Origin of the sequence: Nocardia panacis (assembly GCF_003598715.1) — a bacterium.
Lineage (GTDB): Bacteria > Actinomycetota > Actinomycetes > Mycobacteriales > Mycobacteriaceae > Nocardia > Nocardia panacis.
In genome coordinates this window covers 150,165-167,149 of record NZ_QZFU01000029.1, presented here as the reverse complement: position 1 = coordinate 167,149, position 16,985 = coordinate 150,165, and the positions used below count along the sequence as shown (strand labels likewise).

The following is a 16,985-nucleotide window of genomic DNA, read 5'->3' as shown; positions in this document are numbered from 1 at the left end:
CCGGTCAGCATGTCGGCCTCATTGCCCAGCATGTCGTGCAGAATCTGCTCGTGGGCGTTCCTGTGGTCGACAACCACCAACCGCGGCGGCTCTCCGCCGACACCCACCAGGGGACCCGTGTCCGGATACAGCGGAGTGATATCCCGCGCGCTCAGGTAGTCGAAGCCTGCCTGAGCCGCCATCCGATCGACGAGCGAATTGTATTCGCCATTGACGGAGCGATATTCGGCGACCGCCTCGGCGAATCTTGCATATGCCTCTCGCTCTCCGAAGTGGCGGTCGTACGCGTCCGAGACCCGGTCCGGCAGGTTCTTCTCTGTCAGACCCTCACGTTCGATACCGGCCAGTTCAAGGTAGTCGGCGAACTGCCTGGCCATCGGTGATTTGCCTCGAAGGAGTTTCCCGAGAGCGGGCTTCCGATCGAGACCGGGCCGCCGAACCATTTCCTCGACCGTCTTGATCGCGCCGAACCGTAGGCGTTCTCGGTTGCGCCCTTCCTCGAGCGCGCGCTCCAGCACCGGATCACTCAGGTTCGGCAGATCGATGCGCGAGTCCTCGGCGACGGCACGCAAATGGCGTTCGGCTCGATCGCGGCGGGTGGACGCCTCGCGCAGCAGCTGCCCATTCCTTGTCAGGTCTTCGGCGATCGCCTCACCTGGCAGATACGACGTCCGGGCGCCCTCCGGCGGCGGCGCACCATCGCGCACCTCGGATTCCCGTGGCGCGCCCACGAGTCCGGCGCGATCGGCGGGATCGTGGTCGGCGCGCACGTCGGGATCGGCCCGCCGTTCGGCACTGGCCCGCGTCCACTCGTCGAGTCCGCCCGCGACCGGGCGCGGGCGCTCGGCGCTGTCGGCGGGCACCAACCGCCACGGCGTATGCAGGGTCGACTCCAACCAGAAGCGCCGACCTGCCAGGTAGACACCGCGGAGTTTGTCAAGCCAGCTCCTACCCGTCCTCTCCGCATCGAAGCGTTCGACCTGATCGATGGCCTGCACCACCTCGGCCAATTCTTTGATGGCCTGCGCGCGCTCGACCACCTCGGCCCGCGCGGCGCGGATGGTGGCATGGGGATCGGCGAGCAGCGCGGCTTCGGGAATTCGCAGCGCATGCGCCAGATAAGTGTGATCCTCCCCTGCAAGGACCGCCCGGTATAGCTGCTCCACCGCGACCGCCCGATACAGCGTGCGGCGACGCTGCTCGACAGTCATCGCGGCGAGATCGCTGATATCTTCCTGACCCAGCCTGAGGCGACGGAGCAGTTCTTCGCGACGCTGCTCGAGGGTCACCAACTGTGGAGTTCGACCCTCCGGCGCCGGCGGCTCCATACGACCGACAACCTCATCCACACCGATTCGACCGAACAGATCCGTCACGGCCCGCATCGGGTCATTGATCCGAGGCAGCACCTCGTCGACGAAGCGGGCATCGAAACCGAGACCGGTCAGCAGGTCGGTCAGGTAGCGGAGATCTGCCTCCGAAACCTCTACCGGCGGTGCGTTATACGGCTCCGCCGCCAGCTTGTTCAGGTGGTCGGCCACGCCCTCGAGCGGGTCGTCATAGCGGGACAGATCCACCTTCGGTTCGGCACCGGTACGGAAACCCACGTGGGAGGCCTGAGAGGACTCCGACGGATGCGAATGCGATCCGTCGGGCTGCCCTGCCCCCTCCCGCGGCCTGGCGGGAAGCGCATTGTGCGGGGATTCGGGCGCGCCGGGAAGGGCCGCACCCGGCTGCCTGGTCTCCGAAGCACCTTCGGAGGGTTTCGCCGCCGAACCGTCGCCGATCTCGGCCCGATGGGCGGGAATTCTGCCATCGGCTATGGCTTCGTGGATCGCGGCGATGTAGGCGGCATCCCGCGCGACCGAACGGCGCAGGCCGTCCAGCGCTCCCTTGAGGTTATCGATTGCCTCCATATACGATCGGCCGAGCACCCCTGGCGTTCGGCCCTCGAAGCCGCGGAACAGTGGGAACCAGTCGGTGTCTGGCCCCCAATGTCCCGGTTCGACATCTCGGGGCTCGTTTGCGTGGACATCGGCGATGAAGCGGTCGAAATCTCCTGCCGCCCTGAGGATGTGCTCGCTAGCGTAGGAGTCGTGCACTGCCGGGTCTCCGCCGCTGTCCATCAGCGATGAGCGCAGTTCTTTGAGCAGCCTATCGATCCTGTCCGCGTCTTTCGGGCTGGTCTCTCGCAACTTGTCGGTCGCATGCTGCGCATAGGCGATGCGGTCTCGTGTCTCCTCGGCCGGTGGCAATTCCCGAGGGAGGTGCGGTTTCAGTTCGGCGAGCACTTCATCGAGCGCGATCCGGCGCGCACCATCGAGCGACGCGCGAATCTGATCGGCCATCAGCTCGATCCTGATGCCGCGCAGTCCGATCTCGGCATGGCGGCGGGCCAAATAGGCCAGGACGCTCGGTGAGGCCGAAGTATTCGAAGGCAAGTGCAGTCGGTCGAGCGCTTCCGGCAGCGTCGGGCCGAGCGCCGACTTATCCTCGGGAACCACAACGGACCACTCGCCCCGAGAGCCGAGCAGAGCCAGGGACAACTTGTGTCCGTCGACTTCACCGGTGAAGTATCGGAATTCGACATCGGGAAAATGCCAGAAGTGTCCACCCGTCACCGTGTCGTGGTTCACCAGACAGAAATCGACCGAGACCCGACCGTGCATGATATCCGCCGCGAGGTCGGCATACTCCTCGCTCGCCAGCAGACGCCGCAGGTACTCGACACTGCCAGGGCTGCCATCGGAAACGATGAGGCGATCTCCCACCCTGGCGACGCGTCCTTCGGCATCGAGAATGCCAATGGGCTCCGCGCCTGCGGCTTTGCGGAACTCCGCGTTGAAGAACTCCGCTACAGCCAGCCGCGAGACCCGAGCATCCAGGGCGTCGACTCGGGCCATGACCGCGCGATAGTCCGCCACCTCCTGTGCGAGGCGATCGGCCTTCTCGGCCAGACGATGTGCCTCGGCCGTCCGCGCCTCGAGCACCTGCCGCAGCATCGGTTCGGTCAGGGCATCGGGATCCAGGTCGAAATAACGTGCGGCGGACTCGAACTCCGCACGCAGCGCCGATTTGCGACTCCCACTCAAGGGGTCGGGCGGTCCGTCGTAGACGGGTGCCGCGCGATCGGCGAGGAAGCGCCGCACCGTGTCACCGAGTATGCGTACCGTGCCGAGTTCATACACCGCCTCATACTGTGCGCGCCGAATCAGTCGGTCGAGCACCTCCTCTCGTTCGGACGCAGGCACATCGGTGAGCTCCGCGACGAGTTGCAAGTGACGCCAGGCCGATTCCTCCTCCGCCACGGCGATCTCGCGGGCGACAGCGATCTCCGCGAGTTCGGCCTGCGACTCGGCCGACCAGCGGAAATAGCCTTCGAACGCTACGGGCACCGCGCGGCGATTGCCCGCGTTCCAGTCGATATCGGGCAGCGGTTCCCCGGAGCCCTCGCGGTTCGCACCGAGCTGTTCCGGTGGCACAACGCGACTGATCTGTGCCAGCGCTCGCGAGGGCGCCTGCTCGGCATGGGTACCTTCGAAAGCGGGCGGTTGGCCTTCGCCACGGCCGGTGATCGATCGGAACAGCCGTCCCGGCCGCAGGCGATCCAGCGCCCGCCGCGCACGTGAGGTCGTCTCGGCAGCTTGCGGCTCGGGGCTGCGCGCCGAACCCACGATGTGCCAGTTGCCATACCGGTCGACCTCCGCCTGCACCGGCAGTGCGACGGCCATCTTGCTCGCCGGGTCGATGAACTCGACCTCGAACTCGCGCACCTCGCCGGTAGCCGGGTGGTCCTGCGCGCGCAGCATCGCATCGGCCCACTGGCGAATCGCCAGCGCCCGCTCCACGACATCGACCCGCAATCGCTCTACGAGTTCAGACGGACGCGAGCCGAGCTTTGCCGGATCCTCCCCCAGCAGCTCGAGCAACTCGTCCCGCACCTTCGCGCATTGTTCGGCGCGGCGCCTCAACTCTTCGGCCTGCGGGCCGGTAGCTTGCTCGGCTGCGGCGAGATCCTTTTCCCGCGCGGTGACTACCTCATCGAGCAGTTCGATGAATCCCGCGCGCAGCAACGTCCGACGCATGCCTTCGGCCATCTTCGCCGCAGGCCCGTCGGCCTCGACATCGGAATGAGCCAACTGGCCCGCGAGTTCGTCACGCAACCGCTCCACGGTTTGAACATTCGGCGCGGAGCCCGCGTCGTATGTCCTTCTCGGATAGAAAGTATCGAGATCGATCGGGCGAGCCGAACGGTTCCTGGCATCGGACGCGATATCCGCGAGCACCAGCAATACCCGACCGCGGACCGGCTCACGCAGAGTGTCGATACCGAGCGCGCGAGCGATCTGTTCCGCATACCGCACCACATGCGGCGGGTCGGTGCCGGTCTGCCGCTTCGCGAAATCCTGCATCATGCGATTCAGCGGATCCCCGCTCGCACCGAACCTGGTATTCGGGTCCAGGAGCGCGCCGAACTCTTCCCCGCCCTCGATTTGGAAGTGCTCAGTGCCCTTCCAGCCCATGGCCCAGGTTCCGGCGATATCCTCGGGTGTGCTGTTGGTGAGTTCGGCGTAGGTTTTGACCTCGCCGGTGTCGGTGCGGAACCGATCACCGCTGAGCCAGGTCACCAGCTTGCCGTCCACATTGGCCCGCTTGCCGCCCAATGGGGTGAGCGTGGACATATGGTGGCCGGTGGACCGGCGCAGATCGAAAATCCATGCGGTAGCGCCTACTCCGCTCGGCTCCGCACCATCTTTCTCCATGATCGCTTCGATGATCTTCGCGTGCGCGGAAGTGCCGTGCGCGGGCGTGAACTCGTCCGGGTGGACACCCTTCGTAATTTCCAGAATGCGGGAGAGCGGGACTCCCGCCGGATCGAGGATGTCGAATTCGGGTAGGTCGAGGCCGGTGTTCTGGAATTCGTTTGTGCGGGCGATTGCTTCGAATACGCACTTGTTCATCGTCGCCGTCCGGCGGAGCACGTCGATATCCTCGGCCACCCGCGCGAGTTCCGCGCGGAGTTCGGTAATGGCCCGGTCCAGATGCTCCTCCGAAAGAAAGCCCAGCTCGCGCAGATCGGCTGTGCCCTCATGGATACGCCGATTCTCCAATTGGGTCACGCCGGCGCGGTCGGTGCCGGTCAGGCGCTGCCACAGGTTGTCGGCCTGTGACCGGGGCACATCAGACCTGCCATAGCCGTGCACATCGGCTTCGAACCGGCCGACATCGCGGATCACCTGCTCGAGATGTGCCACCGAGTCGGACCAGATCTGCGGTACCCGAGCCTCGACCTCCCTGATAGGCGCGGTAGGCGAGGACAACTCGGCCACCAATTTCTCTATGCGATCCACAGGCATGAAGTTGCCCGCGGCCTTCAATTCATCTATCTCACCGCGCTTCTCGACCAGTGCCTGCGCCATCTCCTGCAGCGGAAGGTCTTTCGCGATACCCAGCTTCTCCAACAGGGCCGCGCGATCACGATGGCGTTCCGCGATGTCCAGATACATCCTGAGCCGATCGTTGATCGCCTCGGCTTTCAGGGCGAGCAGGCCGTTTTCCGCGTTTTTCCTGGCCAGCGCCTCGGCCAGTTTGTGAGGCTTCGTGAGCAGGTCACGCAGGCCCAATCGGTCGGCCGCCTGCTCGACGCGCGCACGCGACGGCATGGCGGGCGCATTCATATCCCCGCGTTCCGACCACTCCGAAGTCGGAATCACACGCCAGTCGCCGATCTCATTGCGGATAGCAGTGATATCCAGCGGACGGCCATCGGGCGTAGTCGTTTTGATATGGCGCACGTCGGCGGATTCGAGATGATCGATCTGCACCCGGCCGTCGAGATCGGATTTCGCGGAGAATCGCTCGAGCCTGAGATCGCCGCGACCGACAGCGGCGGCGATATCGGCATTGCGCGGATCGGCCAGCGCATCAGCCAGCACCACATCGTGCTGCCCGTTGTCATCGAACACGAGCAGCCGATCGCCTACTCTGGCAACCTGGCCTTCAGCGCCACGCAGGTGAATGACGGCTTGCTCCCCACCCCCTGGCGTGATACCTGCATCGGCGCCGAGCGTCTCGGCGAAGTCCCTGCTCGCCCGGCGCGCAATCGCGCTGAGCACGTTCGCGCGATGCTGCTCGGCATCGCCGTGCAGCTGCGCGGCTCGTCGCAGGGCACCGTATCCACCGGCGACGTTGTTGCCGTATTTGTCGGCGTAGTGGGCGATATCATCCGGCGTGACCTGAACCCGGCCTTTGTAGCCAACTCGGTGATCCATCTCGAGCAGCGTGTACAGGAAATGTTGCACCCCGTGACGGCGCCGATTCCGGGCTTCCTCGGGCAGGCGGGGAACGTCACCGGAGACGAGAGTCCGCATGGTGATCTGGCCGTGCTCGGAGTAAAAATGTTGCGCGGCTTCGACAAGGGATCGGAGCTTGCCGAACCGCAGCAGAATGCGGTGGCGAGCAACTCGGAGCAACCCGGAAATATCCCGGAGGCCGGGCTCGTAGCGCAGACCCTCGTTGTTGAACGCGGTGTCGAGCAACCCGTCGACGACGGCGCACCGGGCATTTGCCTCCTCGAGTTCCGCGATGAGCCGGGTATGTTCACCGCGCGCCGCAGGAGAGGGTTCGTAGGCTGTAGAACCGGATATGTCGAATGGCCCATGTTCCCCGGCGCCGCCTGCGGTTTCGGGAACCGCCGCTTCACCCGCGAAGTAGCCGACCCGCTCCTCCACACCCGGCCCGGCAGGTCTGGCGGGGTCGTGCGGCACAGCGAGGCGCTTGACCAGCGTGTGCCGTATGGATCCATCCGGCGCGACACTCACCTCGACAGGCACCATATACGCGAGATTGCGCCGTCCATCGACAATGGTGACCTCGAGCCGATTCCGGCCGCTCGCGGCGGCCTCGGTCAACTCGGCCCAATGGGCTACCGCGCGAGCGCGCTCCAGCCCCTGGTACCGCAACCCTTCGATCACCCTGGCCGGGTTCGCCTTCAGTTGCTCCAGGTCGACACCGAGCGCCTCGGCCCACATTTCGATGTGCGCGGGGACATCTTCGACACCCTCGACCACCTCGTTCGGCCGCGTGTGCAGACGGTTGAGCTCTTCGATCGCCGCCGCCCGCAGCAGTATTCGTCGCAACTCATAGGCGACGCTCTCTTCCATTCGATCCGCCGGGACTTCCGGCATGCCGAGTCGGCGGGCAAGTTCGTCGCGTGCCTCGCGCGCGGTCTGGACACGCGATCCGGTGCCGGATTCCCTTGGCTCGAGAGGCCTGCCAAGATCCTCGGGGCCGGTTATGAGGTCGCGTTCGTACGCGTCCCGTGCCAGAGCCGCAAGCAAATCGAGCGGATTTCCCTTGTTGCGCAATGCATCACCCAAGGAGAGTCGATGCACAAGAGCGTCCACATATTTTTCGATGCCCGGTGGCGGATCACTATCGGATGAGTAGCGAATCTCGTCGAGCCGACGGGCGAGCTCCGACGGCCATTCCGGCACGGCGGCGCGCTCACTGCGCCCGATACGCATCTCGGAATCCGGTTGCGGCGCGGTCGGATCGGTGTGCTCATCCAAATGCACCCGTGCACCGTCGCGCCGGAATTCGGCCCAGGTCGCGACCGTATCCTCGACGGTGCCGCCGAACAGATCCGACAGTGTGTATCGCTTGGGTGGCCGGGTCGGGTCGCCGGCGGAGGCGTCCTCGAAACGGAATTGCGGTTCGCCGTTGTTCCACCCGTCGAGCACCACGGAGGACAGTTTGGTAGCACCGGTCTCCGGATCACGGTAGCGCACCAGGAACTTGTCCTGACCGCCCTGTGTCTTCCCGTTCTTGTGCAGGACGAAGATATCGCCGTCGACCTTGTAGATATTCGGATTGCGCCATTCGACGGTGACCAATGCCGTCGCGCTGTGGCCACCGGTCTCCAGTTCGATCAGACCCTGCACCAGGTGGCCGTTCGCGGAAAGCCCATCCTTCGCGACCACGGGTGCGGTCTCCTCGATACCGAGGAACGATTTGATCTCCTGCCAAAGCCATCCTCTGAGTCGGCGCGGCTCGGATTTCGGGACCTGCTCGGTCACCTGGTGCCCGTGCAGATCGCTGAAGTCGCGCAGCGCCTCCGGTACGCCGTGGTCGCGGCTCAGCAGTTGCTCCAGGGCGGCGATCCGCTCGGCCTCGGCGGCGACTTCGGCCCGGTCCCGCTCGAGCAGATCGATGAGTTCGTCCGGTCGGGCCTGTTCATAGTCACCCAATCGGTGCGACTCGTCCACCCGGCTGCCCATGAGATCGGATTCCGGCACACCGTATTCGCCCATCTGCTTGCGGTATTCGGCGAGATCGCTGCGGAATCGCGGAATATCCTTGATGATTCGCGCGATTTGATCGACGGCTTCGGGATCGTGGATGCGGGCCTGGCGGCCTTCCGCCGGGCGCCAATTGAGCACTTCGGGCACCCGCCGGAACTGCGCGGTGATCGCCTCGATCAGCGGGGCCGATTCCGGATATCGCTGCTTGTGCCGCTCGATCGCATTGTGCAGATCTTCCAGGATCTCGGGCGACACCTGTTCGGTGATGCCGAGTTCGTGGGCGAGGTCCTGTAGCGCCCGGTGATATTCGGTCAGATATCGGCCGCGGAGTCGATCCGCCGCCGCCTCGATCCGCAAGGCGCGCAAGGCATTTTCGACACGCAACCGCGACAGGGTCGCCTCGCGGCGCGAGCCTTCGAGCTGGGCTTCGGTCACCTCCAGGTGATTCATCAACTCCCGCAATCGGGTAGCCGGATGCGGATATGAATCCTGGCCTCCCGCCTTGGAGAGCGCGGCATCGGGTAGCAACCGGGCGCCGTTCTCGTCCCGCACCACGGTCACCTCGAGCACGCGGTCCTGAACCCGCCCCGAGTAGTGCCGCACCTCGTGGGTCGTGACGTCGGCGCCGGTGATATTGCCCGCGTCATCGAATCGCAGCTCGTGATACTGAACCGCCGTCAGCGCGTGATTGCGCGGATCGGCCATGACCTCGCGCAGGATTCGGTCGCCGTCGCCGGGATGGCCCACAATGACCAGGCGGCTCGGCGGATCGCCGAATGTCGCCGCGAGCGTGGATGTCTCGAGCAGGGTGCCCGCACCGAGCGACTCCAGGTATTCATCGCCCGCGATTCGGGCACGCTCGGCCACCGCATTGTTGAATTCCTTTGTAGTGGTGCGATATTCGGCAATCTTATCAATAAACCGATCGACTTTTTCGAGTCCGTCGAACGTCTCGGCGCGCAGACCTTCGAGCGTCCGCGCGAAACCACCGATGGGCACATAATCCAAGTCGAATACCGCCAGATGATCGGCATATTCGTGCATCAGTTCGCGCCATCGCTCCTCGTGGGCCGGGGTGAACTCCGCGATTCCCTCGAGGAATCGGCCACCCGCCTCCGCGAGCTCGTCGAGCACGCCCAAGCGCCGCAGCGCTCGGTGGCGCGCTTCCTCGGCAGCACGTTCCAGCGTTGGCTCGGTGAAATCCGGCAGCTTTGCCTGAATCGGCCCCGCGGCGCGGGTCAACTCCTCTTCCACGCTGCGCCGCTTCCGGTCGGCGGTGTCGACTACCGAATCGGCCACCGAGACTTCGTGGGCCGACTCCAACTCCACCGGATGTGCTTCATATTTGGCGGCAGGCCGATGTCCGGGGTCGACCGGACGTCCGGCTTCGGCCGCGGCGTGCAGGTCGGCACTGACAACGGTCCACTGATCGACGGGGACTGCGGCGCCTTCCCGCACGCGCGGCGGGAAGATCTTGTGCCAGCGCTCCATGAACGCCTTTTTGGCTGCGCTCCACTGTGATTCATCAACCGGCGTGCGCTCGGCGACTTCCAGCCCCAGCCGACGCGACGCGGGTCGGGGTTCCCAACTGCCGTTCTTGCCCGGCACCAGATCCAGCTTCATCCCCGGCACATCGGGATCGAAGGTGAGCTCGACGGTCACCGTTCCCGCACGCTCGGATGGTGCCCGGTTGCTGGTTTCCACCGCATCGACCAGTAGATCCAATGCCTCCGCGCGGGCGAGCACCTCCGCATGCAGCCGTGCGCGGGTGCCGACATAGTTGTCGGGATGCACATCGGCTTCGCTGATGCCGAGTGCGCGAAGCCAGACGGCCTGATCCCGGACCGCCCGCGCAGCGCGTTGCGGCGCGTCCGGGTGGGTCCGCTCCTCGACGATCAACCGATGCAGTTTCTCCACCGCCGCGGCCCGCAAGAAGGTGCGATACCGCTCTACGACAAGGGTTTGCGCGAACCGATCCGGCGCGATATCCGCCGACGAGATACCAAGTGCCCGCATCAGCCGATTCCGTCTCGTCGGCATTGTTTCGACTCGTGGCCCCGGCAGCGCGGAGACAGACTCCGCCAGACGGGGCGCGATCATGGATAGGCGGGCACCCGGTTGTCGGGCGGCGGAATAGACATCGGACGGCAGCGCGAAATCCTGCGGATAGCTCAGTGGCCGCCCCGGTTCACCATTGGCCACCGCGTTGTGGGCGATATCGGCGATCGAGCCGAGTGGATCATGCAGGCGCGGCAGCACCTCGCCATTGCCCGCGAGCCCGAGACGTTCGAATAGTTCTGTCAGATAACGGGCTTCCGCCGCCGAGGGACGCACCGGTGGCGTCGGGTGCGGTGTGGACGCGACGCGCTCGAGCTGCTCACCGATATCGCGCATGGGATCGCGGAGCTCTACCCCACCCGAAGCCCGGCCGCGGACCGGAAGATCCGCATCCAGCGGCGGCGCGTGCTGGTCGGCTCCCGGCATCGGCACATTCTTCTCATCGCCGACGAAACCGAAGACCCTGGCGTCCTTCGGCTCGGGATGTCCACCCACAAGATCCCTGAAGGAAACGCGGGTCGTCGTGTTCTCCAGAAAGAAGGTTCCGTTGAAATCATCGGTCTGGTGGTACTCGACACGCCTGCCGTCGACGGTGATGAGGTGCGCGCCTTCGATCACTTCACCATCGCGCACCACCGGCCCGTGATAGGTCATGACGTAGGCGTGCCCGCCCTCGGCATGGACCTCGACCACGAGCATGCTCACCACTCGGCCGCCGGCCTGTTCCCCCGCCGCGACCAAACCGTCGACCGTGTGCCGCCGCTGGGACCCGGCTTCGGTGGCCACGTAGCGCTGACCCGCCCCGCCGATCGCCTCGGTGACAAAGGACATGGGTTGTCCAGCAGGTCGATTCGGTTGATTCTCGACCACGGGCAGGATGTCCTCGCCATGGACTTCCCTGAGGGAAGTGAACCCCTTCCCGATACAGTCCGCTTCCCGCATCTCGATGTGGGTAACGCGAAGTGTCCCGTCGGCGGTCGTCATTGCCACACGCAGTGTCGGATAGCCGGGTGTCGACTCATCGATTCGCGCCGAGACCGCGATCGGCGGCGCACCGGTGCTGCGCTCGATCTCACCGAACAAGAAGCGGAATTCGAGTTCCGCCGAGAGCTGCGGTCTTTCGGGCCAGTCGCGAATGAGTTCGCCCACGCGGGTGAACAGCGGCGTCATCCGCTGCGGGATGAAGGCCGCTTGATATTCGGCGCCTGCCGGGGTCTGTGGTCGCGGCGCGGTGGCTTCCGGCCCGCCCGTGGTGGTCGCCGGAGTTGTGACCAGCTCACCCGACGGACCATGAGACACCCGAACCGGGTCGGCACCCTGGACCGGTCCTTCCTCGGTGGGCACCGGAGTCATGATCAACTCACCGGACGGACCACGAGACACCCGAACGGAACCCTGGAATTGCGGAGCGGGTGTGCGCTCGGCGGGTTTGGGCGCGTCCGGTTTCGATGCGTCCGGTTTCGATGCGTCCGGTTTCGGTGCCTCGGGTGTCGATGCACCGGGTTCGACCGGGTCGACCTCCATGTAGAAGATCGGGCGTTCAGGCCTGCGCTTCCTCGCTTCGCGCAACATCCGATCGGCGTCCTCGCCGAACAGCTGCCGGAATACGCGCTCATATTCGGACGGCTTGGTGCCCTCCTGCCCCACGACAATGATCTGTTCGCTTCGGTATTTGCCCTTCGGACTCATTTCACCGGGCACGACACCGACCCGATCGGTAAGCGGGCGGGCGCCGAGCGCCTTCATCTTCCGCAGCCGCGCCTGACGTTCGGCGATATCGGCCGTGAGCGCTTCGTGCTGATCCATCCGCATGGTCAGTGTTCGGGCGATGACCGCGCCCATATCCGGCGGCACACCGGCTGCGGCATACAGATCGTTGAGCCGGTTGCGAGCGGCGACGGCTTCGGCGAGTCGCTGCTCCAGCGCCGCGCGGTCGGAGGTTCGACGATCGCGGTCCAGGGTCTCGGCCTGCGGCAGCAGCTCCCGCGCGGCCGCGATCTGCTCGCGCAGCAAGGCCGCATTCCTGGCACCGGTGGGACCGAGGGCACGATTCATGGCCTCATCGAGGGGAATGCCGGACATCCTGTGCGCCCGATTCGACGCGGAGAGGGTCAGCTGTGTCAGTCGCTGTCTCAGGTCCTGTACTCGCTGTTGCAGCGCACGTACTTCCGGACCGGGTTTGTTCGCCTCTTGCGCGAGTTCGGCGAGCGCGTGCTCGTAGAAGGGGATCGTCGAAGCACTGTGCACATCATCGCGGACTCGCTGCGCGTCCACGCCGAAACTGTTCGCGGCGTTGGACCGTAGCGCGGTATCGGACTCGGCACTGCGCTGCGCATGTTCCTCGAGCCCTTCCAACCGCAGATCCGCGATGGCAGCCGCGATCCGGCGCGTACGTGTTTGCAGCATCGGGATTTTGGAGCCCTCGATCTCGTTCGCGAGATCGGCCAGCGCGCGGGCTTTTTTGTAGCGGAACATCGTCCGCAGCGCGGCTTTGGACTTGTCCCGAGTCGTTTTCAGCTCCTGCTGCGCCGCGACCTGCTTGCGGTACAGCTCATCGACTTCCTGCTCCAACGCCCGAATTCGCTGAACTCGCTCTTGCGCGCGCTCCAACTGAGCCACCTGACGCTCCGCACGCGCGGAGTGCGCACCGTGCTCGCCCGCACGGAGTTGATCGAGGGTATGCACCGTTCCATCGACGGTGTAGAACTGCGGGCGCCCGTTGGCATCCAACCCCGCGCTCGTCACCCGGTTGCCATTGATCTCGTAGATCGGCTCACCTGTGGTGGTGTGGTTGACAGGCGGACCGGCATCCGGATGCGGACCCGAATCCCGTCCCGACGCACCGCTGTTCGCCTCTTCCGGTGCCGGGCTGTGCACCGGCGGCGGCGCACCGCGATCCGATGTCGGCGGGGTATCCGGGCCTGGCACAGGATGATCGGCACCGGAGCCACCGCGATCCGACCCCGAGGTATCCGAACCAGACGCACCACGATCAGCGCCAGAACCACTACGGTCCGACCCCGGCGACGTATCCGGACCGGGCGCACGATGATCGGCACCCGAACCACTACGACCCGACGAGGTATCCGAACCAGGCGCACCACCGTCGGCACCAGAACCACCACGACCCGACCCCGGCGCACCGGAATCCGGACCGAGGCGCGGTCGGTCCTCGGCGGGAATGGGAAGCTGCGGTGTACCGAGATCGCGACCGGTTCGCAACGCGCGGCCCTCGCGCCACATCACAGCATCGACACGAATCACCGAACTGTGCTGGGATCCCGTGAGTTCGCTCAATGCCAGGTAAAAGGGCGGCCCGTCGATCTCGAACCAGGGCTCACCGGTGGCGTCTCGTGGATGGCCCTCGCCGAGCAGCCGCGCCCGCACACCATCGATCTCGTAGACCCGGTGGGTCCGTGTGATGCCCCCTTTGTGCTCGACTTCCAATCCCAAGTAGTGGATCACATTCAGGCGACTCACCGGTTCGCCAGGGGATCCGTCATATCGGCGGCGCCCCTCGCTCTGCTGGTGCAGCAGAATGGTCACGGGCTTGCTGTTCTTGCGTTCCGCCCTGGTCCGCGGTGCCACCATATCGGGGGCCTGCGCATAGGCGGCATCCAAGACTTCGCGGCCCGCAGGCGTAGGGCTACTGCGCGGATCGGAGGGGTTCGGATCGGGGCTGCCGGTGAAACGCTCGAACTGCACGCCGTGCATCCGACTGACGAGCAGATCGAAGACACCGCGCAGACGGCTGGTCAGATTGCGCCGGATCCTCCCGACGACACTCGTGCCCTGTACTTTCCGAATCTCGTCGAATGCCCTGGTCGCATCCGCCAACACCTGCCGCTCGGCCGCGCTGGGCGGACGACCCGACATCAGCGTCCCGCGATTCGGGGGTTGTTCTTCCGGCCTCGTCGGCGGCGTGCCCGAGCCATCGGCAGCCTCGCCCCGCTCGCCGGCCGGAGGCACTGTCGACTCGCCCGCGCCCGCCTGCGCCGCACCCGACCCATCCGAGTCGGCGTTGGCGCGATTGGAATTGCTTGCGGCCGAACCAGATTCGCCTTCCTCCGGGGCGGCGCCCGCACGGCCATCCTCCGCCTTCGGTCCGCCCGCGCCTGCCTGTTTGCCGTCGTTCGCCCGTGCACGTCCGGGCTCACCTGGCGCGGTCTCCTTGGGCTTCCCATCGAGCGGGTTCGCCTTGGATTTGTCCTCGGATGCACCGGCACCGGTGGCACTTTCCCTACCGCCTGCCTCCTTGCCGCTGCTTGCCCTACCGCTCTCCTTGGCATCGCCGGCACCGCGCGAGCCCGAATTCTCTTCCGTGCGAGGATGATTCTCCGAGCCGTCAGCCATCGGCTTCGGACTCGCGGATCCGGTCTTCGCCTCGCGCGGTCCTTCACCGGTGCCACCACGACCTTCACGGCCCTCAGCAGCACCACGTCCCTCACCGGTGCCAGCGGCGCCGCGTCCCTCACCCGCAGCACGACCTTCAGCGCTACGAGTATCCGGAACGGACGGCGCGACATCCGCCCCCGGCTGTTCCGGCTTGTCCTGCGACCGCGACGACCTCTCCTCTGCCGATTTCCGCTGCCCTTCCTCGGAAGGCCCGCGCGGGTTGTCGCCGTCGCCGGAGTTGTTCCCGTCCGGTTCGTCGGGTCGCTTACCCTCGGGCCGAGCCGAATTATCCTTTGCTGCTTCGGCATTCGCTGGCGTCCCAGGCCGTTCACCATGCTGCGGATCGGGATCTGCCGCGCGAGCTTGGGCCTGCTGATTACCGGCTTCCCCGCCCACCTCCGCGGCGCGTGGAACGGGGCCTTCCTTCGCGCCTGCCTCTACTATCGGCCTGGACGCGGCACCCGACGAACCGGCCCCCTCGGCACCTGCCCTCGGCGCACTTCCACTGGATTGTGAACTGCCCCTGCCGGATTGACTGGCAGGATCACTGGCACGCCCTTGAGCGTTCGCCGAACCTGACGCCGACTTGCCATCACCACTTGTCGAAGCGCCCGATCCTTGTTTCCCACCGGGATCGGCTTGCGCACCGGAACCCGTTGTCTTGCTACTAGATTCCTGCGGCGAGCCATTTGCGCCGACGGGTTTGCCCGCCTCGGTGGCCGTCGGCGACGTGGTTCCGGTCGCGGTGTGCTGCGGAGCGGACGTGGCGCTGAGCTCCGGGACGGGCGCGACATTCTGCTGAGGTGTCTGAGCAGTCGAATTCTGCTGTGTGCCTTGCGTTTCCGATGATCCAGTCTCGCGCGATACGGGGACTTGGGGTTTTGCACCACTGCCGTCGCTGTGGGCGGGAGAGGTCGAAGTCGATCCGGTTCCGTTGCCTGAGGCGCTATGCGTGCCTGACGAGCCGGCATTTCCTGCCGCATGCGAACCTTGCGCACCGGCATTCGCCGCTGCCTGCTGAGTTCCGCCGCCACCCGCATTGCTGTCCGCCTCCACCCACTTGCGCGGGCCGGTGTATTCGGTCGCGCCACCGCGCTCCGGAGCCATGGTCCCGGTCCCGGTCGCGCGCGAAGCCGGTGGCGGCTCGGCGCCACCGGTGCCGAGCGCATGCTGCCGCAGGGCAGGCCCCTTGGGACCGTGATGACCAAATGATCCGAGTGCCCCCATCCCGACGCCGGCGGCCAACATCTGCATATTGAAGTCGACCTTGAACTTGTCCTCGGTGACCCACGTCCACACCGTCCCCGAGGCCATCATGCCCGGCACGCTGGCGGCTCCGCCGACGACCGCGATCGCGAATCGCTCCGCGCCCGGTGGCACTCGCGGGAAGAACAGCTCGCCTGCCTCCCGGTCGAAGGCGCGGATGGCGCGGGTGAGGCCGAGGGAGACGGGTGTGCCGATCACGCCACCTGCCGCCCAGTCGGAGAAGGTGCGTGCGGTCTGCAAGAAGTCGTAGTTGTCGCGATGTCCCGCGAGGCCCTGCGCTGCTTGGATTCCGATATCCAGCAAGGCGCCGTGCAGACCCGCCTTGGCCGCCCCCTGAATGACGACCTTGGCGAAGGTGCGACCGGTGTGCTTGACGCCCTCGCCGAGGAGCGTCTTCATGGTGATCTTGGTGGTATACGGCACGATCGCGTTCTTGGCGCCGACGACAGCCGCTTTCGCCATAATTTGCAGGGTTAACTTCTTGGCGAGGAGCGCCAGAATCGCCCGACCAATCATGATCAGGCCGGGAATGATCAGGCTGCTCCATATATTCGAAAGAAGCGAATATATGGCTCGCCCGGTCATTACCGCGAATGCGGTCGACATCAGTTTGCCGTATTCGAGGGTGGTGCCGTAACCGTCCACGTATTCGCCCAGATCATGGATGGCTTTGACCAGGGCGGGCAACGACGCCGGATTCTTCTCGTCCAGTGCCGATTTGAGATCCGCCACCATGGCCTCGCCGCCGCTGCCCACGTCATAGGCATCGATCGTCGCGGCTATGTGTTTGCGGAACTCATCCTGGTGACTATCACGCAGCTCATTGCCATATGCTTCGAACTCCTTGGCGACACGCCACATGACCTCTTCTTCACCATCGGGGTACGTCGCCCCGAAATTCAGCCATGTCAAGATCAACCCCATACCGGGGAAATCCTGAGCGACGGTGAGCCAGTTGGTCAT

At 65.6% G+C, this 16,985-nt stretch carries 1 protein-coding gene (only partly in view); it reads right to left on the bottom strand.

The features are described from left to right. Positions 1-16,985, bottom strand: the 5' end (the start) of a protein-coding gene (locus D5S18_RS23210; RefSeq protein WP_120043194.1) for a WXG100-like domain-containing protein. It extends 34,897 nt beyond the left edge of the window; only the first 16,985 of its 51,882 coding nucleotides appear in the window; the start codon lies at positions 16,983-16,985; its stop codon lies beyond the left edge, outside the window.